The 25,641-nt window shown below is 69.0% G+C and carries 33 protein-coding genes; 20 read left to right on the top strand and 13 right to left on the bottom strand.

What is annotated here, in order from left to right:
* Window positions 1-24: 24 nt before the first annotated feature.
* Complete coding sequence (locus AC4GYY_RS04565) at window positions 25-1,044, top strand: 2-oxoacid:ferredoxin oxidoreductase subunit beta (protein WP_491119034.1); 1,020 nt, start codon at window positions 25-27, stop codon at window positions 1,042-1,044.
* Between the two features lie 41 nt (window positions 1,045-1,085).
* Here the strand turns inward: AC4GYY_RS04565 and dcd are convergent, their stop codons facing one another.
* Together dcd and AC4GYY_RS04555 are read right to left on the bottom strand one after the other, a co-directional pair.
* Window positions 1,086-1,640, bottom strand: a complete 555-nt coding sequence (gene dcd, locus AC4GYY_RS04560) for a dCTP deaminase (RefSeq protein ID WP_491119033.1) — start codon at window positions 1,638-1,640, stop codon at window positions 1,086-1,088.
* Between the two features lie 8 nt (window positions 1,641-1,648).
* Window positions 1,649-2,620 carry an ATP-binding protein gene (locus tag AC4GYY_RS04555; RefSeq protein ID WP_491119032.1) on the bottom strand — a complete coding sequence of 324 codons (972 nt, stop codon included), beginning with the start codon at window positions 2,618-2,620 and terminating at the stop codon, window positions 1,649-1,651.
* Between AC4GYY_RS04555 and AC4GYY_RS04550 the strand changes: the two genes are divergently transcribed.
* The gene (locus AC4GYY_RS04550) at window positions 2,600-3,007 is read left to right on the top strand and encodes a hypothetical protein (protein ID WP_491119031.1); all 408 of its coding nucleotides are present in this window, start codon (window positions 2,600-2,602) and stop codon (window positions 3,005-3,007) included. The two genes, AC4GYY_RS04555 and AC4GYY_RS04550, sit on opposite strands and share 21 nt — an antisense overlap.
* Here the strand turns inward: AC4GYY_RS04550 and AC4GYY_RS04545 are convergent.
* The 4 genes from AC4GYY_RS04545 to AC4GYY_RS04530 all read right to left on the bottom strand — a co-directional run bounded on the left by AC4GYY_RS04545 (window position 2,974) and on the right by AC4GYY_RS04530 (window position 6,578).
* Window positions 2,974-3,693: a response regulator gene (locus AC4GYY_RS04545; protein WP_491119030.1), complete on the bottom strand. Its 720-nt coding sequence runs from the start codon at window positions 3,691-3,693 to the stop codon at window positions 2,974-2,976. The two genes, AC4GYY_RS04550 and AC4GYY_RS04545, sit on opposite strands and share 34 nt — an antisense overlap.
* A 92-nt stretch (window positions 3,694-3,785) precedes the next feature.
* Window positions 3,786-4,130, bottom strand: a complete 345-nt coding sequence (locus tag AC4GYY_RS04540; RefSeq protein ID WP_491119029.1) for a hypothetical protein — start codon at window positions 4,128-4,130, stop codon at window positions 3,786-3,788.
* Window positions 4,131-4,250: 120 nt separating this feature from the next.
* Window positions 4,251-5,036, bottom strand: a complete 786-nt coding sequence (locus AC4GYY_RS04535) for a thioesterase family protein (RefSeq protein ID WP_491119028.1) — start codon at window positions 5,034-5,036, stop codon at window positions 4,251-4,253.
* A gap of 12 nt (window positions 5,037-5,048) precedes the next feature.
* The gene (locus tag AC4GYY_RS04530; RefSeq protein WP_491119027.1) at window positions 5,049-6,578 is read right to left on the bottom strand and encodes a class I adenylate-forming enzyme family protein; all 1,530 of its coding nucleotides are present in this window, start codon (window positions 6,576-6,578) and stop codon (window positions 5,049-5,051) included.
* A gap of 68 nt (window positions 6,579-6,646) precedes the next feature.
* Here AC4GYY_RS04530 and AC4GYY_RS04525 point away from each other — a divergent pair, with 68 nt between their 5' ends.
* Window positions 6,647-7,432 carry an SDR family NAD(P)-dependent oxidoreductase gene (locus tag AC4GYY_RS04525; protein WP_491119026.1) on the top strand — a complete coding sequence of 262 codons (786 nt, stop codon included), beginning with the start codon at window positions 6,647-6,649 and terminating at the stop codon, window positions 7,430-7,432.
* A gap of 145 nt (window positions 7,433-7,577) precedes the next feature.
* Here AC4GYY_RS04525 and moaB read toward each other — a convergent pair whose 3' ends face one another.
* The 3 genes from moaB to AC4GYY_RS04510 form a co-directional block, all read right to left on the bottom strand.
* A complete protein-coding gene (moaB, locus tag AC4GYY_RS04520) occupies window positions 7,578-8,105 on the bottom strand; it encodes a molybdenum cofactor biosynthesis protein B (protein WP_491119025.1) in 528 nt (175 codons plus the stop codon).
* A 122-nt stretch (window positions 8,106-8,227) separates the two neighbouring features.
* Window positions 8,228-9,991 (bottom strand): lytic transglycosylase domain-containing protein, encoded by a 1,764-nt coding sequence (locus AC4GYY_RS04515; protein WP_491119297.1) that lies wholly within the window; start codon window positions 9,989-9,991, stop codon window positions 8,228-8,230.
* A complete protein-coding gene (locus tag AC4GYY_RS04510) occupies window positions 9,991-10,698 on the bottom strand; it encodes a uracil-DNA glycosylase family protein (protein ID WP_491119024.1) in 708 nt (235 codons plus the stop codon). The genes AC4GYY_RS04515 and AC4GYY_RS04510 overlap by 1 nt, the downstream gene beginning before the upstream one ends.
* A 138-nt stretch (window positions 10,699-10,836) precedes the next feature.
* Here AC4GYY_RS04510 and AC4GYY_RS04505 point away from each other — a divergent pair, with 138 nt between their 5' ends.
* Entirely contained in the window at window positions 10,837-12,498 is a 1,662-nt protein-coding gene (locus tag AC4GYY_RS04505) for an electron transfer flavoprotein-ubiquinone oxidoreductase (RefSeq protein ID WP_491119296.1), read from the top strand.
* 130 nt (window positions 12,499-12,628) lie between these two features.
* Here AC4GYY_RS04505 and AC4GYY_RS04500 read toward each other — a convergent pair whose 3' ends face one another.
* The 4 genes from AC4GYY_RS04500 to AC4GYY_RS04485 all read right to left on the bottom strand — a co-directional run bounded on the left by AC4GYY_RS04500 (window position 12,629) and on the right by AC4GYY_RS04485 (window position 14,173).
* Window positions 12,629-12,835, bottom strand: coding sequence for a DUF2842 domain-containing protein (locus tag AC4GYY_RS04500; RefSeq protein WP_491119023.1), 207 nt, complete (start codon window positions 12,833-12,835; stop codon window positions 12,629-12,631).
* Window positions 12,832-13,425 carry a 5-formyltetrahydrofolate cyclo-ligase gene (locus AC4GYY_RS04495; protein WP_491119022.1) on the bottom strand — a complete coding sequence of 198 codons (594 nt, stop codon included), beginning with the start codon at window positions 13,423-13,425 and terminating at the stop codon, window positions 12,832-12,834. The genes AC4GYY_RS04500 and AC4GYY_RS04495 overlap by 4 nt, the downstream gene beginning before the upstream one ends.
* Window positions 13,426-13,673: 248 nt before the next feature.
* Window positions 13,674-13,982, bottom strand: coding sequence for a cell division protein ZapA (gene zapA / locus AC4GYY_RS04490; RefSeq protein ID WP_491119021.1), 309 nt, complete (start codon window positions 13,980-13,982; stop codon window positions 13,674-13,676).
* A complete protein-coding gene (locus AC4GYY_RS04485) occupies window positions 13,982-14,173 on the bottom strand; it encodes a hypothetical protein (protein WP_491119020.1) in 192 nt (63 codons plus the stop codon). Before AC4GYY_RS04485 ends, zapA begins: the two co-directional genes overlap by 1 nt.
* Window positions 14,174-14,291: 118 nt before the next feature.
* Here AC4GYY_RS04485 and gap point away from each other — a divergent pair, with 118 nt between their 5' ends.
* From gap to AC4GYY_RS04405, 16 genes are all read left to right on the top strand, one after another.
* Window positions 14,292-15,299, top strand: coding sequence for a type I glyceraldehyde-3-phosphate dehydrogenase (gene gap, locus AC4GYY_RS04480; protein ID WP_491119019.1), 1,008 nt, complete (start codon window positions 14,292-14,294; stop codon window positions 15,297-15,299).
* 50 nt (window positions 15,300-15,349) lie between these two features.
* Window positions 15,350-15,913: an MOSC domain-containing protein gene (locus AC4GYY_RS04475; RefSeq protein ID WP_491119018.1), complete on the top strand. Its 564-nt coding sequence runs from the start codon at window positions 15,350-15,352 to the stop codon at window positions 15,911-15,913.
* The gene (locus AC4GYY_RS04470; RefSeq protein ID WP_491119017.1) at window positions 15,838-17,028 is read left to right on the top strand and encodes a phosphoglycerate kinase; all 1,191 of its coding nucleotides are present in this window, start codon (window positions 15,838-15,840) and stop codon (window positions 17,026-17,028) included. Before AC4GYY_RS04475 ends, AC4GYY_RS04470 begins: the two co-directional genes overlap by 76 nt.
* Window positions 17,029-17,077: 49 nt before the next feature.
* A complete protein-coding gene (locus AC4GYY_RS04465) occupies window positions 17,078-17,311 on the top strand; it encodes a ribbon-helix-helix protein, CopG family (RefSeq protein ID WP_491119016.1) in 234 nt (77 codons plus the stop codon).
* On the top strand, window positions 17,302-17,634 hold the full coding sequence (locus AC4GYY_RS04460; RefSeq protein ID WP_491119015.1) for a type II toxin-antitoxin system PemK/MazF family toxin: 333 nt from the start codon (window positions 17,302-17,304) through the stop codon (window positions 17,632-17,634). Before AC4GYY_RS04465 ends, AC4GYY_RS04460 begins: the two co-directional genes overlap by 10 nt.
* A gap of 36 nt (window positions 17,635-17,670) precedes the next feature.
* The gene (locus tag AC4GYY_RS04455; protein WP_491119014.1) at window positions 17,671-18,570 is read left to right on the top strand and encodes a fructose bisphosphate aldolase; all 900 of its coding nucleotides are present in this window, start codon (window positions 17,671-17,673) and stop codon (window positions 18,568-18,570) included.
* Window positions 18,570-19,244 (top strand): O-methyltransferase, encoded by a 675-nt coding sequence (locus tag AC4GYY_RS04450; RefSeq protein WP_491119013.1) that lies wholly within the window; start codon window positions 18,570-18,572, stop codon window positions 19,242-19,244. Before AC4GYY_RS04455 ends, AC4GYY_RS04450 begins: the two co-directional genes overlap by 1 nt.
* Window positions 19,241-19,723 carry a hypothetical protein gene (locus tag AC4GYY_RS04445; protein WP_491119012.1) on the top strand — a complete coding sequence of 161 codons (483 nt, stop codon included), beginning with the start codon at window positions 19,241-19,243 and terminating at the stop codon, window positions 19,721-19,723. The genes AC4GYY_RS04450 and AC4GYY_RS04445 overlap by 4 nt, the downstream gene beginning before the upstream one ends.
* Window positions 19,720-20,400: a thiamine phosphate synthase gene (thiE, locus tag AC4GYY_RS04440; RefSeq protein WP_491119011.1), complete on the top strand. Its 681-nt coding sequence runs from the start codon at window positions 19,720-19,722 to the stop codon at window positions 20,398-20,400. Before AC4GYY_RS04445 ends, thiE begins: the two co-directional genes overlap by 4 nt.
* A gap of 98 nt (window positions 20,401-20,498) precedes the next feature.
* A complete protein-coding gene (locus AC4GYY_RS04435; RefSeq protein WP_491119010.1) occupies window positions 20,499-21,488 on the top strand; it encodes a L,D-transpeptidase family protein in 990 nt (329 codons plus the stop codon).
* 4 nt (window positions 21,489-21,492) lie between these two features.
* Window positions 21,493-22,080, top strand: a complete 588-nt coding sequence (locus AC4GYY_RS04430; protein ID WP_491119009.1) for a murein hydrolase activator EnvC family protein — start codon at window positions 21,493-21,495, stop codon at window positions 22,078-22,080.
* 61 nt (window positions 22,081-22,141) lie between these two features.
* Window positions 22,142-22,705: an elongation factor P gene (efp, locus tag AC4GYY_RS04425; protein ID WP_491119008.1), complete on the top strand. Its 564-nt coding sequence runs from the start codon at window positions 22,142-22,144 to the stop codon at window positions 22,703-22,705.
* A 107-nt stretch (window positions 22,706-22,812) separates the two neighbouring features.
* Window positions 22,813-23,625 (top strand): inositol monophosphatase family protein, encoded by an 813-nt coding sequence (locus AC4GYY_RS04420; RefSeq protein ID WP_491119007.1) that lies wholly within the window; start codon window positions 22,813-22,815, stop codon window positions 23,623-23,625.
* Between the two features lie 99 nt (window positions 23,626-23,724).
* On the top strand, window positions 23,725-24,099 hold the full coding sequence (gene ndhC / locus AC4GYY_RS04415) for an NADH-quinone oxidoreductase subunit A (RefSeq protein ID WP_491119295.1): 375 nt from the start codon (window positions 23,725-23,727) through the stop codon (window positions 24,097-24,099).
* 2 nt (window positions 24,100-24,101) lie between these two features.
* Window positions 24,102-24,656, top strand: coding sequence for a NuoB/complex I 20 kDa subunit family protein (locus AC4GYY_RS04410; RefSeq protein ID WP_491119006.1), 555 nt, complete (start codon window positions 24,102-24,104; stop codon window positions 24,654-24,656).
* Between the two features lie 100 nt (window positions 24,657-24,756).
* Window positions 24,757-25,617 carry an NADH-quinone oxidoreductase subunit C gene (locus AC4GYY_RS04405; RefSeq protein WP_491119005.1) on the top strand — a complete coding sequence of 287 codons (861 nt, stop codon included), beginning with the start codon at window positions 24,757-24,759 and terminating at the stop codon, window positions 25,615-25,617.
* Window positions 25,618-25,641 lie beyond the last annotated feature (24 nt).

Here is a 25,641-nt window from a genome sequence, read left to right as displayed (position 1 = left end):
CCGGAAACTTCGGAAACTTCGACCATGAACGACATGACCCCGATCCGCACCACGACGCCTCGCGACTGGGAGACCGACCAGGAGGTGCGCTGGTGTCCGGGCTGCGGCGATTACGCGATCCTGAAGGCGGTGCAGCGCACCATGCCGGAGATCGGCGCGCGGCCGGAGAACACCGTCTTCGTCAGCGGCATCGGCTGCTCGTCGCGCTTTCCCTATTACATGGAGACCTACGGCTTCCACACCATCCACGGCCGCGCGCCGGCGGTGGCGACGGGGGTGAAGCTCGCCAATCCCGAGCTCGACGTGTGGATCATCACCGGCGACGGCGATGCGCTGTCGATCGGCGGCAACCACACGATGCACCTGCTCCGCCGCAACCTCGACTGCCAGGTGCTCTTGTTCAACAACGAGATCTACGGGCTGACCAAGGGGCAGTATTCGCCGACCTCGCGCGTCGGCACCAACTCGCCATCCACCCCGTTCGGCTCGGTCGACCGCCCGGCGAACCCGTGCGCCTTCGCGCTCGGCTCGGGCGCGCGGTTCGTCGCGCGGGGGATCGACGTCCACAAGAATCTCGTCGGCGTGCTCAAGGCCGCGTACGCCCATAAGGGTACGAGCTTCGTCGAGATCTTCCAGAACTGCATCGTCTACAACGACGACGTGTTCGCGCCCTTCACCGAGAAGAAGAGCGCTGCCACCGGTCAGCTGTGGGTGGAGCACGGCAAGCCGATGCTGTTCGACGGCGGCACCCAGGGCATCGCGCTCGATCGCGCGACGCTCGCGCTGAAGGTCGTCGCGGGCGACGATCCCGAGGTGCTGGTCCACGACAAGACCAACCGCACGATCGCGCATCTGCTGGTCGAGATGCCGTTCGGGGCGTTCCCGATGGCGCTCGGCGTGATCTACGAGGACCCGGCGCCGACCTTCGAGAGCGCGGTGATCGAGCAGAACGCGGCTGCCGCGGCGGGCAGGAAGCCCGATCTCCAGACGCTGCTGTCCAAGGGCCAGACCTGGATGGTGGACAAGCAGCCGCACCTCGTCTGAAGCGCCCGTCATCCCCGCCTTCGCGGGAATGGCGGGCCCGCTCACAGCTTCGGAAGCGTCACCCCGCGCTGACCCATGTATTTGCCCGCGCGGTCGGCGTAGCTGACCTCGCAGGGTTCGTTCCCCTGGAGGAACAGGAACTGGCAGGCGCCTTCGTTGGCATAGACCTTCGCCGGCAGCGGCGTGGTATTCGAGAACTCGAGCGTGACATGCCCCTCCCAGCCGGGCTCGAGCGGAGTCACGTTGACGATGATCCCGCACCGCGCATAGGTCGACTTGCCCAGGCAGATGACCAGCACGTCGCGCGGCACCCGGAAATATTCGACCGTGCGGGCGAGCGCGAAGCTGTTGGGCGGGATGATGCAGACGTCGGTCTTCCGGTCGACGAAGCTGTTGTGCGCGAAGTCCTTGGGGTCGACGATGACGCTGTCGATGTTGGTGAACACCTTGAACTCGTCGGAGACCCGAGCGTCGTAGCCGTAGGACGACAGGCCGTAGCTGATGCAGCCGTCGCGCCGCTGCGCCTCGACGAACGGCTCGATCATCGTATCGGCGACCGCGCGCTCGCGGATCCAGCGGTCGGAGAGGACGGACATCGGGGTTCCTAACGGGGCAGCGTGATCCGCGCTTCCAGCCCGCCTTCGCGGCGGTTGGCAAGCGTGATCTCGCCCCCGGCCTCGCGGACGATCGCCTGGGCGAGCGCCAGGCCCAGTCCCGCGCCGCCGGTCTCGCGGTTGCGCGACGTCTCCAGGCGCGTGAACGGATCGAAGACGTCGCGCAGCCGGTCCTCGGGAATACCCGGTCCCTGGTCGCAGACCGCGATCGCCACGGACGCGGGCTCGATCTTCAGCGAGACCTCGGCGGCATGGCCGTATTTGATCGCATTCTCGATGAGATTGCGGACCGCGCGGCGCATGAGGGAAGGGCGCAACCGGATGGGCAGGCGCGGCGGCTCGGCGAAGGCGACCGGCGCTTCGAGATCGCGGAAGTCCTCGACCACCGCCTCCACCAGCGCGCCGAGGTCAACCTCGACCGGCGGCTCGCTCGGGCGTCCCAGCCGCGCAAGCGAGAGGATGTCGTCCAGCGTCTGGCTCATTTCGTCGATCGTCTCCGCCATGCGGATGCGGTCGTCGTCATCCTCGACCGATTCGATGCGGACGCGCAGCGCGGCCAGCGGCGTGCGCAGATCGTGCCCGATCGCGCCGAGCATCCGGTCCTTCTCCGACAGCATCGCCGTGACCCGCAGGCGCAGCGCGTTGAAGGCGGCGGTGACCGCGCGGACGTCGGCGGGGCCGCCCTCCGCCAGCGGAACGGCGGCGTCACCGGGCGTGAAGGTCCGCGCCGCCTCGCCAAGCGCACGGAGCGGCCGGGACATCCGCCGTGCGATCCAGAGGACAGGGACCAGCACGACCAGGTACAGGACGAGGGTCTGCGCGACGATCCGCCAGATCAGCCAGCTCTCGTCGCCCGGCCACGGGCCGCGAAGCACCAGCCAGTCGTGGCCGGGTTGCTCGACCGCGACGATCAGTTCGACCGGTGAGAGCGGACGGTGACGATGCGCCTGCGACCAGGACATGCGATCGGCGGACGTTGGCTGGAGCGCGGCGTCGATCCGCCCCGCGGCGATCCCGAGCGCGGCGAGTTTCGCGCGCAGCTCGCTCGCGATCTCCGGCCGGCGCTCGAGGACAGGGGGGATCGGGTTCGCGTCGACCCGCCGCAGCCGACCGCCCCGTTCGCCGCGCAGCCTTCGCCCCGCCGCTTCGCGTTCCAGTCCGTCGGCGATCCGGGTCGCGGCGGGACCGGTCGCCTGCTCGATCCGGACGGCCGAGCGTTCGCGGAGGATCAGCGCGAGGTTGACCGCCTGCGCGGCGAACAGCGCCAGCGCGATCAGCAGCGCGAGCTGGCCGGCGAGCGAGCGGGGTCCGCGGGTCAGAGGCGCGTCACCTCGGCGGCGAGCGTGTAGCCGCCGCCCCAGACGGTCTTGATGATGTCGGGGGTCTTCGGGTCGGGCTCGATCTTGCGGCGCAGGCGGCTGACCTGGTTGTCGATCGCGCGATCGAACGCCGCCGCCTCGCGGCCCTGGGTGAGGTCGAGCAGCTGGTCGCGGGTCAACACTTGGCGCGGACGGGTGACGAGTGCGAGGAGGAGGTTGTACTCGCCGGTCGACAGCGGGACGGTGACGCCGTCGCGATCGACGAGCGTGCGTTCGCCCGATTTCAGCACCCAGCCGGCGAAGGCGTAGGAGCCGCTCTCGGGCGCATGCTGGCGCGCGCCGCCGGCCTGGAGCCGGCGCAGGACGACCTTGATCCGGGCGGCGAGCTCACGCGGGGAGAATGGCTTAACGACGTAATCGTCGGCGCCCATTTCCAGCCCGACGATGCGGTCGGTCTCCTCGGTGCGGGCAGTGAGGAGGATCACCGGGGTCTCGCTGGTCTCGCGGATATGGCGGCAGAGCGACAGGCCGTCCTCGCCCGGCATCATGATGTCGAGCACGACGAGATCGATCGCATAGGCCGCGAGCCGCGTCCGCGCCGCCTCGGCGTCGCCGACCTGGGTGACGCGGAAGCCGTGCTTGGTCAGATATTGCGCCAGCGGCTCGCGGATCGAGCGTTCGTCGTCGACGAGAAGCAGATGCGGAGTGTCGCCCATCGGGGCATCGTCTAGCATGACCGACCTGCCGCGAAAGAGGGGTGAGCCGGGCGGGCGAGGAGGAGGAGGAGCCCGCCCGGCTCGTTCGGGATTCAGTAGGAGCGAGGAGGCGGAGGCGGCGTCATGTCGCCGCCACCGCGCAGACCGCGGCGCCCGCCGTGACGGCCACCCTTGGTCATTTCGTCCGGCGTGAGGCGACCGTCGCGGTTGCGATCGAGCTTGGCGAACCGGCGCGAAGCCGCGTCCAGATACTCCTGCCGGGACACCACGCCGTCGCCGTTCCTGTCCGCCTTGATGAAGGCGCGGCCGGGTCCGTCGGACGGCGCGCCGCCGTTGCGGGCAGCGGCGGGCGGAGTCTGCGCCTGAGCCGAGATCGCGAGGCCGCCCGAGAGGACGGAAGCGGCGAGCGCGGCGGCGAGGATGAGCTTGCGGGTCATGATCGCGTCCTTGGTTGGGGCGGGTCCATCCCGTCCGTGTGACTTGAGTGGACGCCTGCTGTCGCAGCGATGTGCCGCGCCGCGGCAGAAGTGTCGCAAACCGTGTCAGGCGATGCGCGTTCAGGCGAACAGCGCGACTGATTGCATCTGCTCGGCGACCATCTCTCCCCGTGCGTTCCAGATTCCCATGATCTGGGACGAGCTGCCCGCCCGCGCATAATCGGCGTTCGACCGGAGCAGCCACCAGCCATCGTCGGTCGCCGGCGCGGGGCCGAGGACGTTGAGGATCCAGGTCAGCGAGCTCATCGGCACGTTCCGGCCGAGCAGGCGGAGAGCGGCGGGCGGCAGGCAGTCGCCGACCGCGATCAGTTCGACCATGGGATCGATCCCCTCGCGTTCGTTGAGGCGGGTCCAGCGCAGCCATTCGGCGGGAAGCAGCTCTGCGCCGTCGCGGCGATCGACGAACTCGAAATTCTGGGTGAAGGCGACCTGCGGCAGGCCCTTGTAGGTCTTCTCCCCGGGCTCCGGCTTGGGAAAGGCGGGAAGATGGGTGGTCTGATAGTCCACCTCGCTCTCGATCGCGCGCATGAAGACGAAGGTGCAGCGTAGCCCCAATCCCGCCTCGCTCTCCACGTCCGCCTGGATGAAGGCGGCATTCTTGCCGCGGCGCAGCCGATGCGCGGTCACCATGATCGGGCCGGCGAGCGGACCGACGAAGCTGACCTGAGCGGAGCGGAGCGGAGGAAGATCGTCGTCCGACATCATCGCGCAGTGAAGCGCGATCGCGGCGCTCAGCCCGCCGTAGGAGGTGCGGCCCTGAAGCCAGCCGTCGGGGATCGTGCCGCGCCAGGCGGGCGCGTCGGGAAGCGGTTCGAGGCCGTCGAGGATCTGGCGGAGGGACGTCATTTCGGCTCCAGGTTACGCGAACTCGCCTGCGGCGTGGCGGTCACGGAGTTCGCGCTTCAGGACCTTGCCGATCGCGCTCCTGGGCAGGTCCTGGGCGAGGTGGAGGGCGGAGAGTCGCTGCGTCTTGCCCAGCTTGGCGTTGGTCTCGGCCAGCACCTGTCCCGGGTCGGCGCTGGCGCCCTCGCGGGGAACGTAGAAGCCGACCGGGGTCTCGCCCCAGTCCTCGCTCGGCACGCCGATCACCGTGCAGTCGGCGACCGCGGGATGGGTCGCGAGCACCGCTTCCAGATCGGACGGATAGATATTGAAGCCGCCGGAGATGATCATGTCCTTCTTCCGGTCCATCAGGATCAGGAAGCCGTCCTCGTCGAAGCGACCGACGTCGCCGTGACGGAGCCAGACGTTGCCCTCCGCATCGCGCCATTCGGCGGCGCGGGTGGCGTCGTCGCGACGGTGATAACCGTTCATCATCGTCGGCCCGCGACCGACGATCTCGCCGGTCTCGCCGGGCGCGACCTCCCGCCCGTCGTCGTCGATCAATTTCGCCTCGTTGCCGGGGCCGAGCCGCCCGACGGTGTGGAGCTTGTCGGGGAACTCGGTGCAGTTCAGCATGAACGAGGCCCCGCCCTCGGTCATGCCGTAATATTCGACGAGCAGTCCGGGCCAGCGCTTCAGCACGTCTGCTTTCAGCTCCGCCTTGAACGGTGCGGACGTGCAGGTCTTCAAGCGGAAATTCGACAGATCGAACGAGTCGAAGTCGGGCAACGCCATGATCCGCTGATACTGGATCGGGACCAGCATCGTGTTGGTCGCGCGATACTGCTGTGCCAGCTCGAGAAAGCGGCGGGCGTCGAATTTGGCCATCAGCACGACCGTCCCGCCCCAGGCGAGCGTCGGCAGGAAGCTGACGAGCGTGGTGTTCGAATAGAGCGGCGTCGCCAGCAGCATGATCGCGCTGTCCAGCTTCGCCCCGGCGTTGCGGGCGAGGTGCTGCCAGCGCATCGCGTGGCTCTGGACAATTCCCTTGGGAATGCCCGTCGTGCCCGACGAATAGATGATGTTGAAGCCGTCCGACGGGGCGATCGCCACCGCCGCGGGCCGCGCGTCCTCGCCCGGTAGCCAAAGTTCCAGGGCTTCGAGCATGACGACGCGGGCGGCCAAGTCCCGATCCGCGAGCGCGTCGGCGTTCGCGTGATCGAGGAAGACGAGGTCCGCGCCGCTGTCGGCGATCATTCCGGCGATCTGTTCCGGTGTTGCCGAGGGCTGGATCGGCGCCGCGACCGCGCCGGCGCGAAGCGCGCCGAGGAACACCACCGCCTGCGCGACCGAAGGATAGCTGACCATCGCCACCGCTTGCCGCTGCGCGGTGCCGCGCTGGAGACCGGCGGCGACACGATCCATGAGGTGATCGAGCTCGGCATAGGTGACGTGACCATCGCCATCCGCGACCGCGATCTTGTCGGGCGTGGCTGTGGCGTTGGCGCGGATCAGATCGGGCAGGGTCGCGAACTCGGTCGCGAGCATCTCGGCTGCAGTCCTCATCGGGCAAACGCTAGGCGAACCGGCGGCGCGATGCCATACCCGATCCTCGAACGACGAAGGAGAGGGATATGGACGGCTCGGTCGCGATCGTGACGGGCGGCGGCACGGGGATCGGCGCGGCGGTGGTCCGGCGGCTCGCCGCGCGCGGCGTGCGCTGCGTCATCAACTATGCATCGAGCCGCGACGATGCCGAGGCCCTCGCCGCAGAGGTCGGCGGCGGCGCGATTGCGGTCCGGGCCGACATCGTCGAGGACGCGGCGTGCAGGGCGCTTACGGGCGCCGCCATCTCGGCGTTCGGCCGGATCGACTTCCTCGTCAACAACGCCGGACGCACCAAACACGTCGCCCACGAAAAGCTGGACGATCTCGATGCCGAGGATTTCGTTGACATCTACCGCCTAAACACCGTCGCCGCCTTCCAGATGACGCGCGCGTGCGCCGAGGCGATGCGAGCGGGGCCGCATTCGGCGGTGGTCAACGTCGCCAGCGTCGCGGGCGTCCAGGGGATCGGCTCGTCCATCGCCTATGCGGCGTCGAAGGGCGCGATACTGACGATGACCAAGAGCCTGGCGCGCGTGCTCGCGCCGCGAATCCGCGTCAACGCGGTCGCGCCGGGCTATGTCGGGACCGGCTGGTTCGAGAAGATGCTGGGCGAGGACGGCAAGGCGCGGCTCGACGCGCGGATCGCCGGCGCGACGCCGATGGCGATGGCGGCGCAGGCCGACGACATCGCCGGCCCGATCGTGATGCTGCTCGACCCGGCCTCGCGCGTGATCACGGGGGAGACCGTGCTGCTCGACGCGGGCGCGCACCTCGACACCGGGCTGAGCCGGCGGCCGGGGCGGGAGGGGTAGGCCCTCTCGCTCGTCCTGAGTAGCCGCTGAGCGCAGCGAAGCGGCGTATCGAAGGACCTGAGGCGGGCTGTCCTTCGATACGGGCCTTCTCCCGGCGCACGGCCGGAGTCAGTCCCTACTCAGGACGGACGGAAATCTCGCACGTTCACCGCTCCGTCAGCCGCGGCATGAGTTCGACGAAGTTGCAGGGGCGATGGCGGCTGTCGAGCTGGTCGCGCAGGATGCCATCCCAGGCGTCCTTGACCGCGCCGGTCGAGCCGGGAAGCGCGAAGACGTAGGTGCCCCGCGCCACGCAGGCGCAGGCGCGGCTCTGGACGGTCGAGGTGCCGATCGTCGCATAGCTCTGCCAGCGGAACAGTTCGCCAAAGCCTGGGATCATCTTCGTCGCCACGCGCTCGACCGCCTCGGGCGTGACGTCGCGGCCGGTCACGCCGGTCCCGCCGGTCGTGAGGATGCAGTCGACCTCCGGATCGTCGACCCAGACGTTCAGCCGGGCGACGATTGCGTCGAGGTCGTCGCGGACGACCTCGCGCGCGGCGAGCAGGTGACCGGCTTCGGTCAGCCGGTCGGCGAGCGTATCGCCGGAGCGGTCGTCGGCGAGCGTGCGGGTGTCGGAGACGGTGAGGACCGCGATCCGGACGGGGAGGAAAGGGCGGGTGTGGTCGAGGGGCATGGCGCGAGCTTAGGAAGTCACGCCTGTCGGTTCTACCCTGGTGCCTCCGCGCAGGCGGCGACCCAGAGCCTCAAACGTCGCGTCTGGCCCTTCGAGCGCCCGCCTCCGCAAAATCACGGGGCTCAGTCGCTCAGCGTGCTCGCACCGCCCACCGTGTTGCTCGCCGTCGCCGTCGCCGCGGGTCTGGCGTTCATACGAACTGCGGTCGCGCCGGCCATGCCCGGGAAGCGGGGCCACATGCCTTGCGCGAGCGCCGACCGGCTGGCGCTCCTCGCCTTGCCGCCCTGCGCCTCGTACATCCAGTAATTGCGGAGCACCGTCACGACATAGCCGCGGGTTTCCCAATAAGGGATGCTCTCGATGTAGAGCAGGGGGTCGCCGTTGTCGCGGACGAGGGTGTTCCAGTCCTGGACCGGCTTCGGCCCGGCGTTGTAGGCGGCGATGACCTTGGGCAGCAGCCCGCCGGTCAGCCCCATGTCGCGCAGCTTCTCGAGATGGCGCTGGCCGATGTCCATGTTGGTCGAGGGCTTGGTGAGCGCAGACTTGTCGAGCGTGACGCCTCTTTCGCGCGCGAAGTCGGTCGCGGCGGCGGGCATGATCTGCATGAGGCCGTAGGCCCCGGCTGGCGAGACGACCTTGTTGCGGAAACCCGATTCCTGGAGCGTGTGCGCGTAGACCAGCGCCTTGTCGACGCGCCAGCCGCTGTCGGGAGTCCAGTTCGGGGCGGGGTAGCGCGCCTCGGCGGTGGCCGTGATCCCTTGCGGGCAATTGTGCGCGAGCCAGACGACGCTCGCCGGGAGATCGAGCTGCTCGGTCAGCCGGACGAGGCTGCCGAACTCGGACGGGCTGCCGATCTTCGCCTGCTGTCGGATGACGTCGTCGGCGTCGTCGACGTCGCCGATCTCGACCAGCGCGGCGGCGACCCGGACGTTGGGCCGCTTCTCCAGCGCGGCCCAGTCGCCGGTGACCTTGGCGGTCGAAGGCTTCTGCACCTTGAGGCCGAGCGCCTGACGGGCGAGGAGGCCATAGAAGGTCTCGCCATATTGCGCCGCGTTCTTGAGCCGGCCCTCGACCTTGTCGGGGCGGCCGCAGACCATGTCGGCGCGGCTCGCCCAATAGAGGCCGGCGGCGCGCAGATCGGTGTCGGGGGCGCGCGCGGACACCGCCTCGAATCCGGCCTCGGCGGTGAGGCAGTCGTTCTGACGCCACGCGGACAGCGCCGACGTCCAGCGGCCCTGGATCGCCCAGTCGCCCGAACCGCTCGCCGCGAGATCGCCGAGGCGGCGCGCATCGGCGTCCATCCCCTGGAGGAAGTAGATCCAGGCGATCTTGGCCTGCCATTCGGTCTGCGCTTCGGGCGAGAGGCCCGCGGTGTCGCCGAGCAGCGCCTCCGCCTCGCGGCCCATGTCCGCTTTCACGAAGGGCTGCATCTTGGTGAACAGATCGGCGGCGATCTGGTCGCTCTTCGTCGTCTTGGCGCGGACGCGCGCCGGCGCGCCGTCCTGCCAGATCAGCCGCTGCTGATAGGGAAGCGGCGGCAGATCGGTGGCGCCGCGCGCCGTCGCAAGGCGCTGGAGCGCCTCCGCCTGCGGCAGCTCGGGCGCCTCCGTCAGCAGCCTGACGAGCTGGTCGACCTCGACCTTGGGCGAGCCCTTGGCGGTGTAGAGCTCGGCGCGGGCGAAGGCGTGCAAGGGGCCGGGCGCCATCGTGTCGAGCTGGATCTGCGCATCCTGCCAGCGGCTTTCCCGGATCGCCGCGAACACCTGGCGATAGGCGGCGCGCTGCTCGGCGCTGAGCTGCGCGGGAATGCCCGCCGGGGTCGGGTCGGCGGCGGCGAGCGCCGGCGTGAGCGCCAGCACGGCGGTCGCCGCGAGCAGGGTCCGGATCAACGCTGTTCCCCCATCACCATCTGAAGGTCCTTCCACGCATCGGCCTTGCAGGCGGGCTTCTCGAGGAGGAACCTCGGATGGAAGCTCGCCGCGACCGACGTCGTCTTTCCGCCGTCATGGTTAAGCGCGCGTAAACTGCCGCGCGCATTCGTCAATTCCGCCGAGAGCAGCGCCCGGCTCGCCGCGTTGCCCAGCACCAGCAGCCGCGAGGGCGCAACCAGCGCGACGTGGTGGCGGGCGATCTCGGCGAGACGTGCCTCCGTCTCGCGCGGCATCCGGCCCGCGGTGGGGCGGGCAGCGCAGACAGAGGCGAGGTGCACGGTCGTGCGGGTCCGGCCGATCGCGGCGAGCATCCGGTCGAACAGCCGCCCCGCCGCGCCGCCGAGCAAGCTGTCGCGATCGTCGCGCTCGGGGCAGTCGACCAGCACCATCAGATCGGCATCGACCGGTCCGGACGCGGCGATCAGCGGCGCGCCCCACTTGGCCTCGGGAGCTTCGACGCCGAGCCGCCAGGCGGCGAAGGCGTCGAGCGTGTCGGGGAGAGCGCTCGCGACCGCCGCTTCGTGGGTGGGCGTCGGCGCGCCGGCGCGACCCAGCCAATCGTACGCCTCGTCCTCGACCAGGACATCGACCCCGGCGGCTTGCCACCAGTCGAGCGCGCTCGCCGCCGCCTTCGTCCAATCGATATGCTGGTCGGCCCCCATCGTACACACCTTAGCCGCATGGTTGACGCCGCCGTCAATCCGCTCGACAGACCTCTGGAGACCAAGCGTTATCCGCGCGCGCCCGGACGCCCGAACGGCTCCGGCGGCCATGCCGTAGCGGCGGACCGGGAGATGGACATGACGACGCGCGAATCGATGCCTTACGACGTGGTGATCGTCGGCGCGGGGCCGGCCGGCCTCAGCGCGGCGATCCGGCTGAAACAGCTCGCCGCCGAGAAGGAGGCGGAGCTGTCCGTCTGCGTGCTGGAGAAGGGCTCCGAGGTCGGTGCGCATATCCTGTCGGGCGCGGTGATCGATCCCCGCTCGCTCGACGAGCTGCTGCCGAACTGGCGCGAGGACGGCTGCTCGCTCGCCGAGGTGCCGGTGACCGAGAACATCCACTGGGTGCTGACGAAGAAGGGCAAGGTCAACCTTCCCCACCTGTGGACGCCGCCGTTTCTCCACAACAAGAACACCTATACCGGCTCGCTCGGCAATCTGTGTCGCTGGCTGGCGGGCAAGGCGGAGGAGCTGGGCGTGGAGATCTTCCCCGGCTTCGCCGCCGCCGAGATCCTGTTCAACGACGACGGCAGCGTGAAGGGCGTGGCCACCGGCGACATGGGCGTCGCGCGCGACGGGACGCACAAGCCCGACTATCAGCCCGGGCTGGAGCTCCACGCCAAATATACCTTCTTCTCCGAAGGATGCCGCGGACATCTGTCGAAGGAGCTGATGCGCATCTTCGATCTGCGCGCAAACTGCGACCCGCAGACCTACGGCCTGGGCATCAAGGAATTGTGGGACATCGCGCCGGATAAGCACGTTCCGGGTCGCGTCATCCACACTCAGGGCTGGCCGCTCAGTGAGACGGACGGCAACAATGGCGGCGGCTGGATCTATCACCAGGCGAACGGCCAGGTCTCGATCGGGTTCGTCACCTGGCTCAGCTACACCAACCCCTATGTCTCGCCGTTCAACGAGATGCAGAAGTGGAAGACCCATCCCGAGGTCGCCGCGCTGCTCGAGGGCGGCAAGCGCGTCAGTTACGGCGCGCGCGCGATCAGCGACGGCGGGCTCCAGTCGATCCCCAAGCTGGTGTTCCCGGGGGGCGCGCTGATCGGCGACAGCGCGGGCTTCCTCAACGTGCCGCGGATCAAGGGGACGCACACCGCGATGAAGAGCGGGATGATGGCGGCCGAAGCGGCAGCGGACGCGATCCTGTCGCAGCGCCAGCACGACGAACTAGTGGCCTATCCCGCGGCGTTCGAGACGTCGTGGGTGAAGAAGGAGCTGTCGATCGTCCGCAACGTCGCGCCGCTGGTCAAGAAGTGGGGCGACTTCATGGGCTCGGGCCTGTCGGGCGCCGCGATGTGGATGGAGCATCTCGGGCTCAAGTGGCCGTTCACGCTCCGCAATCATGCCGACCACGAGACCTTGTGGCGCAAGGACCTCGTCAAGCCGCCGGTCTATCCCAAGCCCGACGGGGTGCTGACCTTCGACCGGCTGTCGAGCGTGTTCCTGTCGAACACCAACCACGAGGAAGACCAGCCCGTCCACCTGACGCTCAAGGACTCCGACGTGCCGGTCAAGTACGACCTGCCGATGTACGACGAGCCGGCGCAGCGTTACTGCCCGGCGGGAGTGTACGAGATCGTGGGCGAGGAGGAAGGCGACCCGAAGTTCGTGATCAACGCGCAGAACTGCGTCCACTGCAAGACCTGCGACATCAAGGACCCGACGCAGAACATCAACTGGGTGGTGCCGGAGGGCGGCGGCGGGCCGAACTATCCGAATATGTAGCGCGGCGGGCAAGGCGTAGCGCAGCTACGCCGAGCCTCCAGCCGCGCTCGGCCGGCGGCGCGCCGAGCGCCGTCCGACGACGCGGCTTTGCCGCGGCGCGACCTACTTGCTTCGACAATGAGGCGACGGCTCACCGCCAGCGCCCCGTCTCCATCCACCGGAGCACCGGCCCCAGCGGCGCGATCCAGATCACGCCGGCGACCAGGTAGAACGCCAGCTGCGCGACCGCGGGCCAGCGGCCGATCGTCCCCGACAGGCTCGCGATGAGCACACACCACACGATCGTCAGCGCGAGGATGCCGAGCGCCCCGGCAGGCTTGCGCCAGCTCGGCGTCATCGTTCGAACCAGCCCTGTTCGGTGATCACCGCGTCGAGCGGGACGTCCCACAATTCGGGCGGGATGCGATCGACCTGCTGGACCGAATAGGCGACGCCGATCCGCTTCGCCTGCGGGAAGCGCGCGAACACGCGGTCGTAATGCCCCGCGCCCTGGCCGATGCGGTTGAGCGCCGCGTCGAACGCTACGAGCGGGGTGAGGATGATGTCGGGCGTGCGATCCTCCGCCGCATGATGCGGCTGGTGGAGCCCGAACGGGCCGGGGTGAAGTGCCGCCATCGGCGCCCACGCCAGGAAACGCATCGGTGTCTCGCGATTGACGATATAGGGCAGGGCGAGCTGCGCACCACGATCGAGCGCGGCGAGCGCGAGCAGCGAGGGATCCGCCTCGTACCGGACCGCACGGTAGCTTGCGACGGTGTGTCCGCTTTCGAGCAGTGCGACGAACGCGGCGGGGGGATGGATCGCATGCGATCCGAACGCGGCCCGTGCGGCCCGGGCCTGCTTGCGGAGGGCCTGCTTGGCCGCGGTGGGGGATGTGTCGTCAGCCACGGTGCAGAGCTGCCCCGCGGCGAAGCTGAACCGTGACATCGGACGGCACGCCCCGCTCGGGCGACGGCAGGGCGGTTCCCGCAGCAGGCGGCTTCATCGCTCGTCTTCGCGGCTGGGCGGTGGCGGGACCGCTATGGTCGTTTGCCGGGTTATCCACTGACGCACGGTACGTCAGGTGGGGACCATGTGCGTCGGGCCAGGGCCCGGGCAGGGACAGCCCCCAATGGATGATGAATAGCCTCAGGGATAATAAGAGCTCGTGCCCAGCAGTACCCGCCGCCTGACACTTAGGCGTTCGCCGCGTCCGCCTCAAGGGCATCGGCGAGAGTTTCGAGCCGCGCCGCGACCGTCGCCAGCGTCTTGTCGTCGGCGATCGCCGCGGGGGGCGGCGCGTTGAGCGTCTCGTCGAGCGAGTCGGCGAGCATCAGCGCGATCAGCAGCATCTCGCGCTCCGTGCCCTGCGCGCCGGCGGCGCGACGCGCGGCGGGCCAGCGCTCCGCGAGCATCGCGCCGAGCGCCTGGACCCGCGCCTCGCCGCCGTCGGCGCAGGCGACCGTGTGGGCGCGGTCGCCGACCTGAAAGGTGACCTGCGCCATCAGCCGGCCCCGACGTCGCCGCGCGCAAGCACGTCGTCGAGCGCGGCCACGGCCTCGCTCATCCGCGCCTTGAGAGCGGCGTGACGCGCCCGGATCGCCTGTGCCTCGCGCTCGCGGCGGGCGGCCGCCGACTCGATCCGCGCCAAGGCGGCGTCGATTCGGGCGAGCGGGGAAGCGTCGACATCAGCCATTCCCATACGATTAGCACCCCACCCCCGGTCGGCAAGCCGCTTTCGCGCCCGGCGGTTGACGTGCGCGCCGCCCAACCGCAAAGGCTTGCCGCAGCTGCGAACGGGAGGAGATGCGCGCGTGACCAAGGTGGCGATCAACGGCTTCGGACGGATCGGGCGCCTTGTCGCCCGCGCGATCCTGGAGCGGGGGGGCAGCGACCTCGATCTCGTCGCGATCAACGACCTCGCCGACGCGAAGTCCAACGCCTGGCTGTTCAGCCGCGACAGCGTCCACGGCAGGTATCCGGGGACGGTCGCCGCCGAAGGCCAGGACCTGGTGGTCGACGGCAAGCGCATCCGCGTCACGGCCGAGCGCGATCCCGCGAACCTGCCGCACCGGGAGCTGGGGGTCGAGCTGGTCCTCGAATGCACGGGGTTCTTCACCGACCGCGCCAGTTGCCAGAAGCACATCGACGCGGGCGCCAAGAAGGTGCTGATCTCCGCGCCGGGCAAGAACGTCGACCTGACCGTCGTCTACGGCGTCAACCATGACAAGCTCGAGGCCGCGCACACGATCGTCTCGAATGCGAGCTGCACCACCAACTGCCTCGCCCCCGTCGCCAAGGTGCTGAACGACACGCTCGGGATCGAGCGCGGGTTCATGACGACGATCCACGCCTATACCAACGACCAGAAGATCCTCGACCAGATCCACCCCGACCTGCGCCGCGCGCGTGCCGCGGCGATGAGCATGATCCCGACCACCACCGGCGCCGCCCGCGCGGTGGGCGAGGTGCTTCCAGAGCTCAAGGGCAAGCTCGACGGCTCGTCGGTCCGGGTCCCCGTGCCGGACGGGTCGCTCGTCGACCTGACCTTCACTCCGAAGCGCGCGACCACGCGCGACGAGGTCAATGCGTTGCTCAAGGCGGCGGCGGAGAGCGGGCCGCTCAAGGGTGTGCTCGACTATTCGGAGGATCCGCTCGTCTCGATCGACATCGTCCACACGCCGGCAAGCTCGACGGTGGACAGCCTGGAGACCGCAGTGATCGACGGGACGCTGGTCCGTGTCGTCTCGTGGTACGACAACGAATGGGGCTTCTCCAATCGTATGGTGGATACCGCCACGGCGATGGCCAACCTGGGGTGAGCCGAGGCCATCCTCCGTTCGCTCCGAGCGAAGTCGAGGAGCATTGCGCTTTGCCGCGTGTCTCGACCTCGCTCGACACGAACGGTCGGGCGGGTCGGCTCCTCGGCATTGCGCGGCACGCTTATCCCAAGGCGCCGATGGAGGTGATCGAGGCTGTCGACGTGTCCTGCGCGAGCGGCATCCACGGCGACTATCGCGGAGCGATGAAGGGCAGGCCGCACAAGCGGCAGGTGACGTTGGTCGAACGCGCCGACTGGGACGCCGCGTCGGCCGAGGTGGGCGCGGCGCTGCCCTGGCAGGAGCGGCGGTCGAACCTGCTGGTCGACCTCGACCTGCCGCAGACGCCCGGCGCGCTGGTGCGGATCGGGGCAGAGGTGGTGCTGGAGATCACGCGCGAGACCGACCCGTGCGAGCGGATGGAGGCGCTCGCGCCCGGCCTCAAGGCGGCGCTGCTGCCGGACTGGCGGGGCGGGGCGTGCGCCAAGGTGGTGACCGGCGGGCGGATCGTCGTCGGTGACGCAATCAGGATCGAGGAAGCATGGCCAAGTCTTTTCGAACGCTCGACGATCTCGGCGACATCCGGGGCAAGCGCGTCCTCGTCCGCGAGGATCTGAACGTTCCCTTCGCCGATGGGGCGGTCACTGACGACACGCGGCTGCGCGCGACGGTTCCGACCGTCGCCGAACTCGCCGACAAGGGGGCAATCGTGCTGGTGCTCGCGCACTTCGGGCGGCCGCAGGGCGTACCGAGCCCGGAGTTCTCGCTCGCGCAGGTGGTACGGCCGTATCAGGAGGTGCTCGGCCGCCCGGTCCGCTACATCGACTGGGAGGGCGACACCGCGGCGGTCGCGACGATGCGAGCAGGGGACATCGGCGTGCTGGAGAACACCCGCTTCTTCGGCGGCGAGGAGAAGAATGCACGCGAAGTGGTTGAGAGGTTTGCCGCATTGGGCGACCTCTACGTCAACGACGCCTTCTCCGCCGCGCACCGGGCCCACGCCTCGACCGAGGGGCTCGCGCACCGGCTTCCGGCCTATGCCGGCCGTGCAATGCAGGCGGAACTCGAGGCGCTGGAGAAGGCGCTCGGCGTCCCCGAACATCCGGTCGGCGCGGTCGTCGGCGGAGCGAAGGTCTCGACCAAGCTCGACGTGCTGAAGCATCTGGTCGGCAAGGTCGATCATCTGATCATCGGCGGCGGTATGGCCAACACCTTCCTCGCCGCGCGCGGGGTCGATGTGGGCAAGAGCCTGTGCGAGCACGACCTCACTGGCACCGCCGAGGAGATCCTCGACGCCGCCGACACGGCCGGCTGCACCGTCCACCTGCCGTACGATGTCGTCGTCGCCAAGGAGTTCAGGGCCAACCCGCCGACGCGCACCGTCAATGTCCACGAGGTCGCCGCCGACGAGATGATCCTCGACATCGGCCCCGCCGCGACCGAGGCGCTGGGCGACGTCCTCAAGACCTGCCGCACGCTCGTCTGGAACGGCCCGCTCGGCACGTTCGAGACGCCGCCGTTCGACGCGGCGACGGTGGCGCTGGCCCGGACCGCGGCGGCGCTGACGAAGGAGGGCGGGCTGGTCTCGGTCGCCGGCGGCGGCGACACCGTTGCGGCGCTCAACCAGGCCGGCGTCGCGGGCGACTTCACCTTCGTCTCGACGGCGGGCGGTGCCTTCCTCGAATGGATGGAAGGCCGCGAGCTGCCGGGGGTGGCGGCGCTTTCGGCTTGAGACCGTCCTGAGCCGGTGCTACGTTTAACTCGTTAAACGGAGGGCGGCTATGCTTGGCGTTCGACTCGACGACGATCTTGAACAGCGGCTCACCGCTGTCGCCCGGACGCAGGGTCGCAGCAAGAGCGACATCGCGCGCGATGTGATCCGCCGCTACGTCGACCTTCACGACGCCGCGCTCCGGGCTGAGGCCAAGCGGCAGTCGCTTTCGGCGGCGGCGCTCGATCGCGCCGAGGACTATGCGTTCTGGGAGGCGATCGAAGCCGAGGATCAATGGAAGTAGCGCGCGGAGCCGTCGTGCTCGCCTCCGGCCCCGGGGAGTACAGCCGCAAGCCGCGCCCGTTCCTGGTGGTGCAATCGGACCTGTTCAACGAAGCGCACGGCTCTTTCTCGCTGTGCCCGATCACTTCGATCCTGACGCGGAACCCGCTCTTTCGCGTGCCGGTCGCATCGGAGTTGTCGAACGGGCTCCTCGAGGACAGCGAGGTGCAGGTCGACAAGATCCAGTCGCTCCGCCGCGAGCGCATCGTGCGCCGGCTGGGTGACGTCAACGCGGATCAGATGGAGCAGGTCGACCAGGCGCTCCGCCGCTGGCTGGCGCTCTAGCGAACACCGATCACAACAACCTTCTGGGGACAAGACATGGCCGACACTCGTGACGTGATGATGGCGCAGATGGTAAGCGGGGCGGGGTTCATCGCCGCGCTCGACCAGAGCGGCGGGTCCACCCCCGGCGCGCTCAAGGCGTATGGCGTTCCAGAGGGCTCGTGGTCGGGCGACGAGGAGATGTACCGGCTGATCCACGAGATGCGCGTCCGGATCATCACCGCGCCCTCGTTCAACGGGGCGAAGGTCCTCGCCGCGATCCTGTTCGAGCGGACGATGGACGGGGAGGCGGACGGCGTGCCGGTGCCGACCGCGCTGTGGAACCGCGGCGTCGTCCCGTTCCTGAAGATGGACAAGGGGTTGGAGGCGGAGACGGACGGCGTTCAGCTGATGAAGCCGATCGACGGCCTCGACACATTGCTCAAGCGGGCGAGGGGACTCGGCGTCCTCGGCACCAAGATGCGCTCGGTCGTGAAGAGCGCTTCGGCCACCGGGATCGCCGCGATCGTCGAGCAGCAGTTCGAGGTCGGCCAACAGATCATCGCCGCCGGCCTCCTCCCGATCCTCGAGCCCGAAGTCTCGATCAAGGCCGAGAACCGCGCCGAGATCGAGCGGATGCTCGCGGGCGAGATCGCCAAGCGGCTCGATACGCTGACCGGCGACCAGCGGGTGATGCTCAAGCTTTCGATCCCGGCCGAACCCGACGCCTATGCCGCGCTTGTCGGCCACCACCGCGTCGCGCGCGTCGTCGCGCTGTCGGGCGGCTTCCCGCGCGACGAGGCGTGCGAGCATCTGGCGAGGAACCACGGCATGATCGCGAGCTTCAGTCGCGCGCTGCTCGAAGACCTGCGCCACGGCATGGACGACGCGCAGTTCGACGCGGCGCTGGGCGCGGCGATCGACCAGATCTACGCCGCGTCCACGATCAAACGCTGATGGTCGACCGGCATCACGAGCCCGAACGGGCCTGGGTCGCCGTCGACGGCTATGTCGAGGCCAAGCTCCTCGGCCCTGACGCTGCGCTGGCGGCAACGCTGGCGGCGAACGCCGCAGCCGGGCTGCCGGACATCGACGTCTCGCCGCCGCAGGGCAAGTTGCTCCACCTGCTCGCGCGGATGTGCGGTGCGACGCGCGTGCTGGAGGTGGGGACACTCGGCGGCTATTCGACCCTCTGGCTGGCGCGCGCCGTGGGCGAGGGCGGGACGGTCGTGACGCTCGAGATCGACCCGCATCACGCAGAGGTCGCCCGCAGAAACCTCGACCAGGCCGGGGTCGGCGAACGGGTCGAGGTGATCGTCGGGCCTGCGGTGGAGACCCTGGCGGCTCTGTCCGGGTCGTTCGACTTCGTGTTCATCGACGCCGACAAGCAGGGCAATGTGGCGTATCTGCGCGAGGCGCTGCGGCTGTCGCGGCCGGGCGCCGTGATCGTCGTGGACAACGTGATCCGCGAAGGCGGGGTGCTGGACGCGGAGAGCGACGACCCACGGATCCAGGGCACCCGCGCGCTGTTCGACGCGGTCGCCGCCGAGCCGCGGCTCTCGGCGACCGCCATCCAGACGGTCGGCGCGAAGAAGTGGGACGGGTTCCTGATCGCGATGGTCTCCGGGTGAGCGTTCCGCGCGAGTTCGCCTATCACCGCTCGGTCGCGCCGATGATGTGGGTGCTGGTCGCGATCGCCTCGGTCGAGCTGATGGTGACCCACCTGCTGGTCGCGCTGCTGATCGGGCGCACCGTCGCGCTGATCCTCTCCGCCCTCACGCTCGCCGCGGTGATCTGGCTGGTGGGCGTGATCGCGTCGATGCGGCGGCGGCCGGTGCTGCTCGACGACACGATGCTGACGATGCGGGCGGGTTCGCTCAAGCAGATCGCGGTGCCGCTGACGAATGTCGCAGGACTGCGGGCGAGCTGGGACGCGGCGGCGGTGAAGCAGCCGACGGTCCGCAACCTCGCGCTGATCAGCTACCCGAACGTCGTCGTCGATCTGAAGGAGGCGCTGCCGGATCGGCGGGCGACCCGGGCGATCGCGCACCGGCTCGACGATGCCGCGGCTTTCGCCCGCGCGCTCGAGCGGCTAGTCGCGGCGCGATGACCGAAGACGATCCGCTCGGCCCGCTCGATCCCGAGTTCGCCGCCAGCTTCCGACGCGACGACAGGCGGCCACCGTGCCAGCTCTACCTGATCTCGCCGCTCGATGTGGGCGGCGCCTTCCCGGACCGGCTCGCCCGCGCGCTCGATGCGGGGCCGGTCGCGGCATTCCAGTTCCGCGTGAAGGACATCGACCAGCACGCCGCTGCGGCATTGGCCGAACCGCTCCAGCGGATTTGCGCCGAGCGCGAGGTGGCGTTCCTGGTCAACGACAGCGTCGCGCTGGCCAAGCGTCTCGGCGCGGACGGCGTTCATCTTGGGCAGGAAGACGGCGACCCGCGTGAGGCGAGGGCGGCGCTGGGGCCGTCGGCGCAGATCGGAGTCACGTGCCACGACAGCCGGCACCTGGCGATGGAGGCCGGGGACGCCGGCGCCGACTATGTCGCGTTCGGCAGTTTCCATCCGACCAAGACGAAGGCGGTGCGGCACCACGCCGAGCCGGTGATCCTGTCGTGGTGGTCGGCCCTGTTCGAACTGCCCTGCGTCGCGATCGGCGGCATCACCCCGGCGAACGCGGCGCCGCTGATCGCCGCCGGCGCGGACTTCCTGGCGGTGTCCGGGGCGGTGTGGAGCGGGGACGAAGCGGCAGCCGTGCGCGCGTTCACCGCGCTGCTGACGTGATGCGCTCGGCTCCAAGGTAACGATTGTTCGGGGCTGCGCGGACCCTCGCCCGCGATGAACCGTTGTTCCGCCTGCGTATCTGTTCAGCGAGGTCTTGAATGCGGTGGTTCCTTCCGGTTGCGGCGGCGGCTCTCTCGATCCCGGCCATCCAGGCGCAGGCGGCGCCCAACCCGCCGCTCGATCGGAGCGTCCTTCACGTCCAGGTCATCCTCGACATGCTCGGCTTCGGTCCCGGGGTGCTGGACGGGCGCGGCGGACAGTCGCTGGTGGCGGCGCTCAAGGGGTTCCAGGAGAGCCGAGGGCTGCCGATCACCGGCAAGCCCGACGCGGCGACGCTGCGCGCGCTCTATCCCTACCGCGCCAAGCGGCCGACCGCCACGATCGCGCTGACGCCGGAGATGCTCGCCGGACCCTTCTACCAGATCCCGAAGGACTATGCGCTCCAGTCGAAGCTGCCCACGCTCGGATACAAATCGCCGATGGAGAAACTTGGGGAGATGTTCCACACCACTCCCAAGGTGCTGATCGCGCTCAACTCGCCTCAGACCCGGCTCGCGCCGGGCGTCAAGATCGTCGTTCCCAACGCGCTGCCCCGCACCCGGGACTACGACCCGAAACTGCGGCCCGACTGGCGACAGACACTCGCGACCCTCAACGTCGACTCGACCCAGCCCAGGGCCGATCACGTCGTGGTCGACAAGTCCGACGGCGTGCTCCGCGTGCTCGACGCGCAGGACAAGCTGGTGGCGCAATTCTCGGCGACGATGGGATCGGAGCACGATCCGCTGCCGATCGGCACGTGGAAGATCTACGGCGCGGACTACAATCCGAAGTTCCACTACAATCCCAAGCTGTTCTGGGACGCGAAGAAAGGGAGCGATCCCGCGATGCTGCCGCCGGGGCCGAACGGGCCGGTCGGGGTCGTGTGGATGGATCTTTCGAAGGAGCATTACGGCATCCACGGCACCCCGAACCCCGAGACGATCGGGCGCGCCGAGAGCCACGGCTGCATCCGGCTGACCAACTGGGACGCCGCGCGGCTGTCGATGATGATCAAGCCGGGCACCAAGGCGGTGTTCCAGGATTGACGTCATGACCCGGCTCGGTTGGACAATCCTGGCGATCGTCCTGATCGCGGCAGTGGCGTTCGGATCGATGCTGTCGTTCGGCCCTGGACGGCCGGCGAACGTGCCGCGTCCGCCGGCCGGGCCTCCGACGGGAGCTGCCGACGAAGCCGGCCCACTCGTCGTGCCTGTCGAAGGAGTCGCCCGAACCGCGATCCGCGACAGTTGGGGAGAGGCGCGCGACGGCGGCGCGCGGGCGCATCATGGCACGGACATCCCCGCCCCCGCCGGCGCGCGCGTGGTCGCGGCGGGCACGGGGACGGTGGAGAAGCTGTTCCAGAGCCGGCTGGGCGGGACGACGCTCTACGTCCGTACGCCCGGCGGCGGGTGGATCCACTATTACGCGCATCTCGCCGGCTACGCCCCTGGCGTTCGTGAGGGATTGAGGGTCCGGGCGGGGCAGCCGCTCGGGTTCGTCGGCGACACTGGCGATGCGGGAGCGGGCAATTACCATCTTCACTTCGGCCTCCAGCGGATGCGCCCGGGTGAGCGCTGGTGGCAGGGCGAGGACGTCGATCCGTACCCGCTGCTTGCCCGAACCGCGCCCGCCCGCTAGATCGCGCCGGATCGGCCGCGCCGGCGCGTGCGGCCTCACGCTCTTTCCAGCAGGGATCCCCATGAAGATCAGCGGCGTGGACATCCGTCCGGGCAACATCATCGAGTACGAAGGCGGCATCTGGCGCGCGGTCAAGATCCAGCACACCCAACCCGGCAAGGGCGGCGCGTACATGCAGGTCGAGCTCAAGAACCTGATCGACAAGCGCAAGAACAACGTCCGCTTCCGCTCGGCCGAGACGGTGGAGCGGGTGCGGCTGGACACCAAGGACTTCCAGTACCTGTTCCGCGACGGCGATCAGCTGACCTTCATGGACAAGGACACCTACGAGCAGATCACGCTGGACGCCGATATCCTGGGTGACGCTGCGGCGTTCCTTCAGGACGGGATGGACGTGGTGCTCGAACTCTACGACGAGCGTCCGATCTCGGTCGAGCTGCCGAGCACGGTCGAGGCGTTGATCGTCGAGGCCGACGCGGTGGTAAAGGGCCAGACCGCCTCGTCCAGCTACAAGCCCGCGGTGCTCGACAACGGCGTCCGCGTGATGGTGCCGCCGCACATCGGCGCGGGGACGCGGATCGTGGTGGACGTGTACGAGCAGACCTACGTGCGGCGAGCGGATTGAGACGGATAGCGCAGCGATCCGCACGGTCGGCCGCTCGGTCGGCGAGCGCCAGTTCGGCCGACGGCGCGGCCTCGCCGCGACGCCCCTTCTTTGATCCCGAGTAGCCCATGCCCTCCCATTCCGGTCTCCTCACCGTCATCGACCGCGCCGCGCGCAAGGCGGCGCCCCGGCTGCGGCGCGATTTCAACGAGGTCCAGCAGCTCCAGGTCTCGCGCAAGGGGCCGGCCGATTTCGTGTCGATGGCGGACCAGCGCTGCGAGCAGACGCTCTACGAGGAACTGTCGCACGCGCGCCCGGACTGGGGGTTCCTGATGGAGGAGCGCGGCGAGATCGCGGGCGATCCGGACAAGCCGCGCTTCATCGTCGATCCGCTCGACGGCACGTCGAACTTCCTGCACGGGATTCCGCACTTCTCGATCTCGATCGCGGTCGAGGAGACGCTACCGAGCGGCAAGCGCGAGGTGACGACGGGTCTCGTCTACCAGCCGCTCACCGACGAGAGCTTCTGGGCCGAGAAGGGCCGGGGCGCGTGGGTCCAGTCGGAGCGGCTGCGGGTCTCGGCGCGACGGGACCTGTCGGAGGCGCTGATCGCGACCGGCATCCCGTTCCTGGGTCATGGCGACTTCGCACAGTGGACCCGCATCTTCGGCGCGGTCGCGCCGCAGGTCGCGGGAATCCGCCGGCTCGGCTCGGCGGCGCTCGACCTGGCCTGGGTCGCGGCGGGGCGGTATGACGGCTATTGGGAAAGCGACCTGAAGCCATGGGACGCGGCGGCGGGCATCCTGCTGGTCAAGGAGGCGGGCGGTTTCGTCACCGACTTCCGTGGCGGCGACCGCGCGATCGAGCGCAGCGAGTTCCTGGCCGCGAACGACGCGCTCCATTCCAAGCTGCACAAATTGGTCGCGGGTGCGCTGCGCTGATCGGGTCTTGCGATTCATTCTCAAGGGTCAGCAGCCTTGCCCGACTAATGGGGCGGGCCTAAAGCGACCCCGTTCCGTTCGCACTTGCGAGATGACGCTTTGGTCGACCTGTCACAATATCTGCCGATCCTGATGTTCCTCGGGGTCGCGCTGGCGCTATCGAGCCTCTTCGTCTTCCTGCCGATCGCGGTGGGGCGGCTGACGGGCGCGCACAAGCCGACCGTCGAGAAGCTCAGCGAATATGAATGCGGCTTCCCCGCGTTCGAGGACAGTCGGGCCCAGTTCGACGTTCGTTTTTATCTCGTTGCCATCCTGTTCATCATCTTCGATCTCGAGGCCGCGTTCCTATATCCTTGGGCGGTCACGGTTTTCACGCTCGGATGGACGGCATGGATCAGCATGATGATCTTCATCGGCGAACTGGCCCTGGGGCTGGTCTACGCCTGGAAGAAGGGGGCTTTGGATTGGGAGTAGAGATGCACTCCGGCCCCGTCGAACTGCTGCGCCCGGCGACCCCGGACGGAGTGGTGCTGCCCGATCAGGGCTTCTTCGACAGCCTCAACGGCGAGCTGACCGACAAGGGCTTTCTTGTCACCTCCGCCGAGGAATTGTTCCAGTGGGCGCGCACCGGCTCTTTGTGGTGGATGACCTTCGGGCTCGCCTGCTGCGCGGTCGAGATGATCCACGTCAATATGCCGCGCTACGATCTGGAGCGGTTCGGCGCAGCCCCGCGCGCGTCGCCGCGCCAGTCTGACGTGATGATCGTCGCGGGCACGCTCTGCAACAAGATGGCTCCGGCGCTGCGCCGCGTGTACGATCAGATGTCCGAGCCGAAGTACGTGATCTCGATGGGATCGTGCGCCAACGGCGGCGGGTATTATCACTATAGTTACAGCGTCGTGCGCGGCTGCGACCGGATCGTGCCGGTCGACATCTACGTCCCCGGCTGCCCGCCGACCGCAGAAGCGTTGCTCTACGGCATCATGCAGCTCCAGCGGAAGATCCGCCGCAGCGGGAGCATCGAACGGTGAGGGCCAAGACCATCCGTTCGTGTCGAGCGAAGGCGAGACACCCCGCCGTGGCACTCTGCACCTGTCCCTCGACTTCGCTCGGGACGAACGGAGACGTGGCATGAGGGCGCCCGCTCCCGCCTTCCTCGCGGACCTAAACGACGAGACGATCGAGGCGGCGCGCGCGGCGATCGGCGCCGGGTTGACCGACGCCTTCGAGCGCGCGGGCGAGGTCCAGCTGTGGGTCCACCGCGACGCGATCGTCCCCGCGCTCACCGCGCTACGCGATACGCCGGGTCTCGAATATCAGCAGCTCATGGAAATTGCGGGCGTCGATTATCCCGATCGTCCCGAACGGTTCGAGGTCGTCTATTGCCTGCTGTCGCTGACGCGGAATCACCGGCTCCACGTCCACGTCACCACCGATGACGAACAGCCGGTGCCGAGCGTCACCGGGCTATGGCCGGTCGCCGGCTGGCTGGAGCGCGAGATCTTCGACATGTACGGGGTGCTGTTTACCGGCAACCAGGACCTGCGCCGCATCCTGACCGACTACGGCTTCCGCGGACACCCGTTCCGCAAGGACTTCCCGCTCTCCGGCTATGTCGAGATGCGCTACTCCGAAGAGGCGAAGCGTGTCGTGTACGAGCCGGTGAGCCTGGCGCAGGACTTCCGCACGTTCGATTTCATGAGCCCGTGGGAGGGCGCCGAATACGTGCTGCCCGGCGACGAGAAGGCGAAGGGCGCCGCGCTGCCCGAGGCGAAGGGGGCGCCGACGCCGGTGACCGCCTCGCAGGTCCAGAAGGCGGACACGGCGGAATCGAAGACGCAGGCGCCGGCCGCGCCGAGCGAGGGCTACGCCAAGAAGGACGCGCCGAACACGACCGCGACCGGGGAGGGCGCGCATCAGCCGGACGTGTCGGCGGACCGCAGACCTGATTCCCGCGACGTGATCCCGGGCAAGGGAGGGCAGAACCAGTGACCGACACCCTCGCGATCAAGGATG

This window comes from Sphingomonas sp. SP6 (assembly GCF_058313435.1).
This window is presented reverse-complemented; position numbering and strand designations above follow the sequence as displayed.

What these genes read in the sequence shown, in the direction of transcription:
- moaB (WP_491119025.1), bottom strand. Translation starts at nt 8,105, where the DNA reads ATGCCCCTCGACCACACCCGCCCTTTCCTCCCCGTCCGGATCGCGGTC.
- AC4GYY_RS04455 (WP_491119014.1), top strand. Translation starts at nt 17,671, where the DNA reads ATGGCCGACACTCGTGACGTGATGATGGCGCAGATGGTAAGCGGGGCG.
- AC4GYY_RS04420 (WP_491119007.1), top strand. Translation starts at nt 22,813, where the DNA reads ATGCCCTCCCATTCCGGTCTCCTCACCGTCATCGACCGCGCCGCGCGC.
- AC4GYY_RS04555 (WP_491119032.1), bottom strand. Translation starts at nt 2,620, where the DNA reads ATGTCCTGGTCGCAGGCGCATCGTCACCGTCCGCTCTCACCGGTCGAA.
- AC4GYY_RS04505 (WP_491119296.1), top strand. Translation starts at nt 10,837, where the DNA reads ATGACGACGCGCGAATCGATGCCTTACGACGTGGTGATCGTCGGCGCG.
- AC4GYY_RS04450 (WP_491119013.1), top strand. Translation starts at nt 18,570, where the DNA reads ATGGTCGACCGGCATCACGAGCCCGAACGGGCCTGGGTCGCCGTCGAC.
- AC4GYY_RS04500 (WP_491119023.1), bottom strand. Translation starts at nt 12,835, where the DNA reads ATGACGCCGAGCTGGCGCAAGCCTGCCGGGGCGCTCGGCATCCTCGCG.
- AC4GYY_RS04430 (WP_491119009.1), top strand. Translation starts at nt 21,493, where the DNA reads ATGACCCGGCTCGGTTGGACAATCCTGGCGATCGTCCTGATCGCGGCA.
- AC4GYY_RS04405 (WP_491119005.1), top strand. Translation starts at nt 24,757, where the DNA reads ATGAGGGCGCCCGCTCCCGCCTTCCTCGCGGACCTAAACGACGAGACG.
- AC4GYY_RS04495 (WP_491119022.1), bottom strand. Translation starts at nt 13,425, where the DNA reads ATGTCACGGTTCAGCTTCGCCGCGGGGCAGCTCTGCACCGTGGCTGAC.
- efp (WP_491119008.1), top strand. Translation starts at nt 22,142, where the DNA reads ATGAAGATCAGCGGCGTGGACATCCGTCCGGGCAACATCATCGAGTAC.
- zapA (WP_491119021.1), bottom strand. Translation starts at nt 13,982, where the DNA reads ATGGCGCAGGTCACCTTTCAGGTCGGCGACCGCGCCCACACGGTCGCC.
- AC4GYY_RS04485 (WP_491119020.1), bottom strand. Translation starts at nt 14,173, where the DNA reads ATGGCTGATGTCGACGCTTCCCCGCTCGCCCGAATCGACGCCGCCTTG.
- AC4GYY_RS04550 (WP_491119031.1), top strand. Translation starts at nt 2,600, where the DNA reads ATGCGCCTGCGACCAGGACATGCGATCGGCGGACGTTGGCTGGAGCGC.
- AC4GYY_RS04540 (WP_491119029.1), bottom strand. Translation starts at nt 4,130, where the DNA reads ATGACCCGCAAGCTCATCCTCGCCGCCGCGCTCGCCGCTTCCGTCCTC.
- AC4GYY_RS04460 (WP_491119015.1), top strand. Translation starts at nt 17,302, where the DNA reads ATGGAAGTAGCGCGCGGAGCCGTCGTGCTCGCCTCCGGCCCCGGGGAG.
- AC4GYY_RS04410 (WP_491119006.1), top strand. Translation starts at nt 24,102, where the DNA reads ATGCACTCCGGCCCCGTCGAACTGCTGCGCCCGGCGACCCCGGACGGA.
- AC4GYY_RS04535 (WP_491119028.1), bottom strand. Translation starts at nt 5,036, where the DNA reads ATGACGTCCCTCCGCCAGATCCTCGACGGCCTCGAACCGCTTCCCGAC.
- AC4GYY_RS04470 (WP_491119017.1), top strand. Translation starts at nt 15,838, where the DNA reads ATGGCCAAGTCTTTTCGAACGCTCGACGATCTCGGCGACATCCGGGGC.
- AC4GYY_RS04465 (WP_491119016.1), top strand. Translation starts at nt 17,078, where the DNA reads ATGCTTGGCGTTCGACTCGACGACGATCTTGAACAGCGGCTCACCGCT.
- dcd (WP_491119033.1), bottom strand. Translation starts at nt 1,640, where the DNA reads ATGTCCGTCCTCTCCGACCGCTGGATCCGCGAGCGCGCGGTCGCCGAT.
- AC4GYY_RS04435 (WP_491119010.1), top strand. Translation starts at nt 20,499, where the DNA reads ATGCGGTGGTTCCTTCCGGTTGCGGCGGCGGCTCTCTCGATCCCGGCC.
- AC4GYY_RS04545 (WP_491119030.1), bottom strand. Translation starts at nt 3,693, where the DNA reads ATGGGCGACACTCCGCATCTGCTTCTCGTCGACGACGAACGCTCGATC.
- thiE (WP_491119011.1), top strand. Translation starts at nt 19,720, where the DNA reads ATGACCGAAGACGATCCGCTCGGCCCGCTCGATCCCGAGTTCGCCGCC.
- AC4GYY_RS04510 (WP_491119024.1), bottom strand. Translation starts at nt 10,698, where the DNA reads ATGGGGGCCGACCAGCATATCGATTGGACGAAGGCGGCGGCGAGCGCG.
- AC4GYY_RS04525 (WP_491119026.1), top strand. Translation starts at nt 6,647, where the DNA reads ATGGACGGCTCGGTCGCGATCGTGACGGGCGGCGGCACGGGGATCGGC.
- AC4GYY_RS04565 (WP_491119034.1), top strand. Translation starts at nt 25, where the DNA reads ATGAACGACATGACCCCGATCCGCACCACGACGCCTCGCGACTGGGAG.
- AC4GYY_RS04530 (WP_491119027.1), bottom strand. Translation starts at nt 6,578, where the DNA reads ATGAGGACTGCAGCCGAGATGCTCGCGACCGAGTTCGCGACCCTGCCC.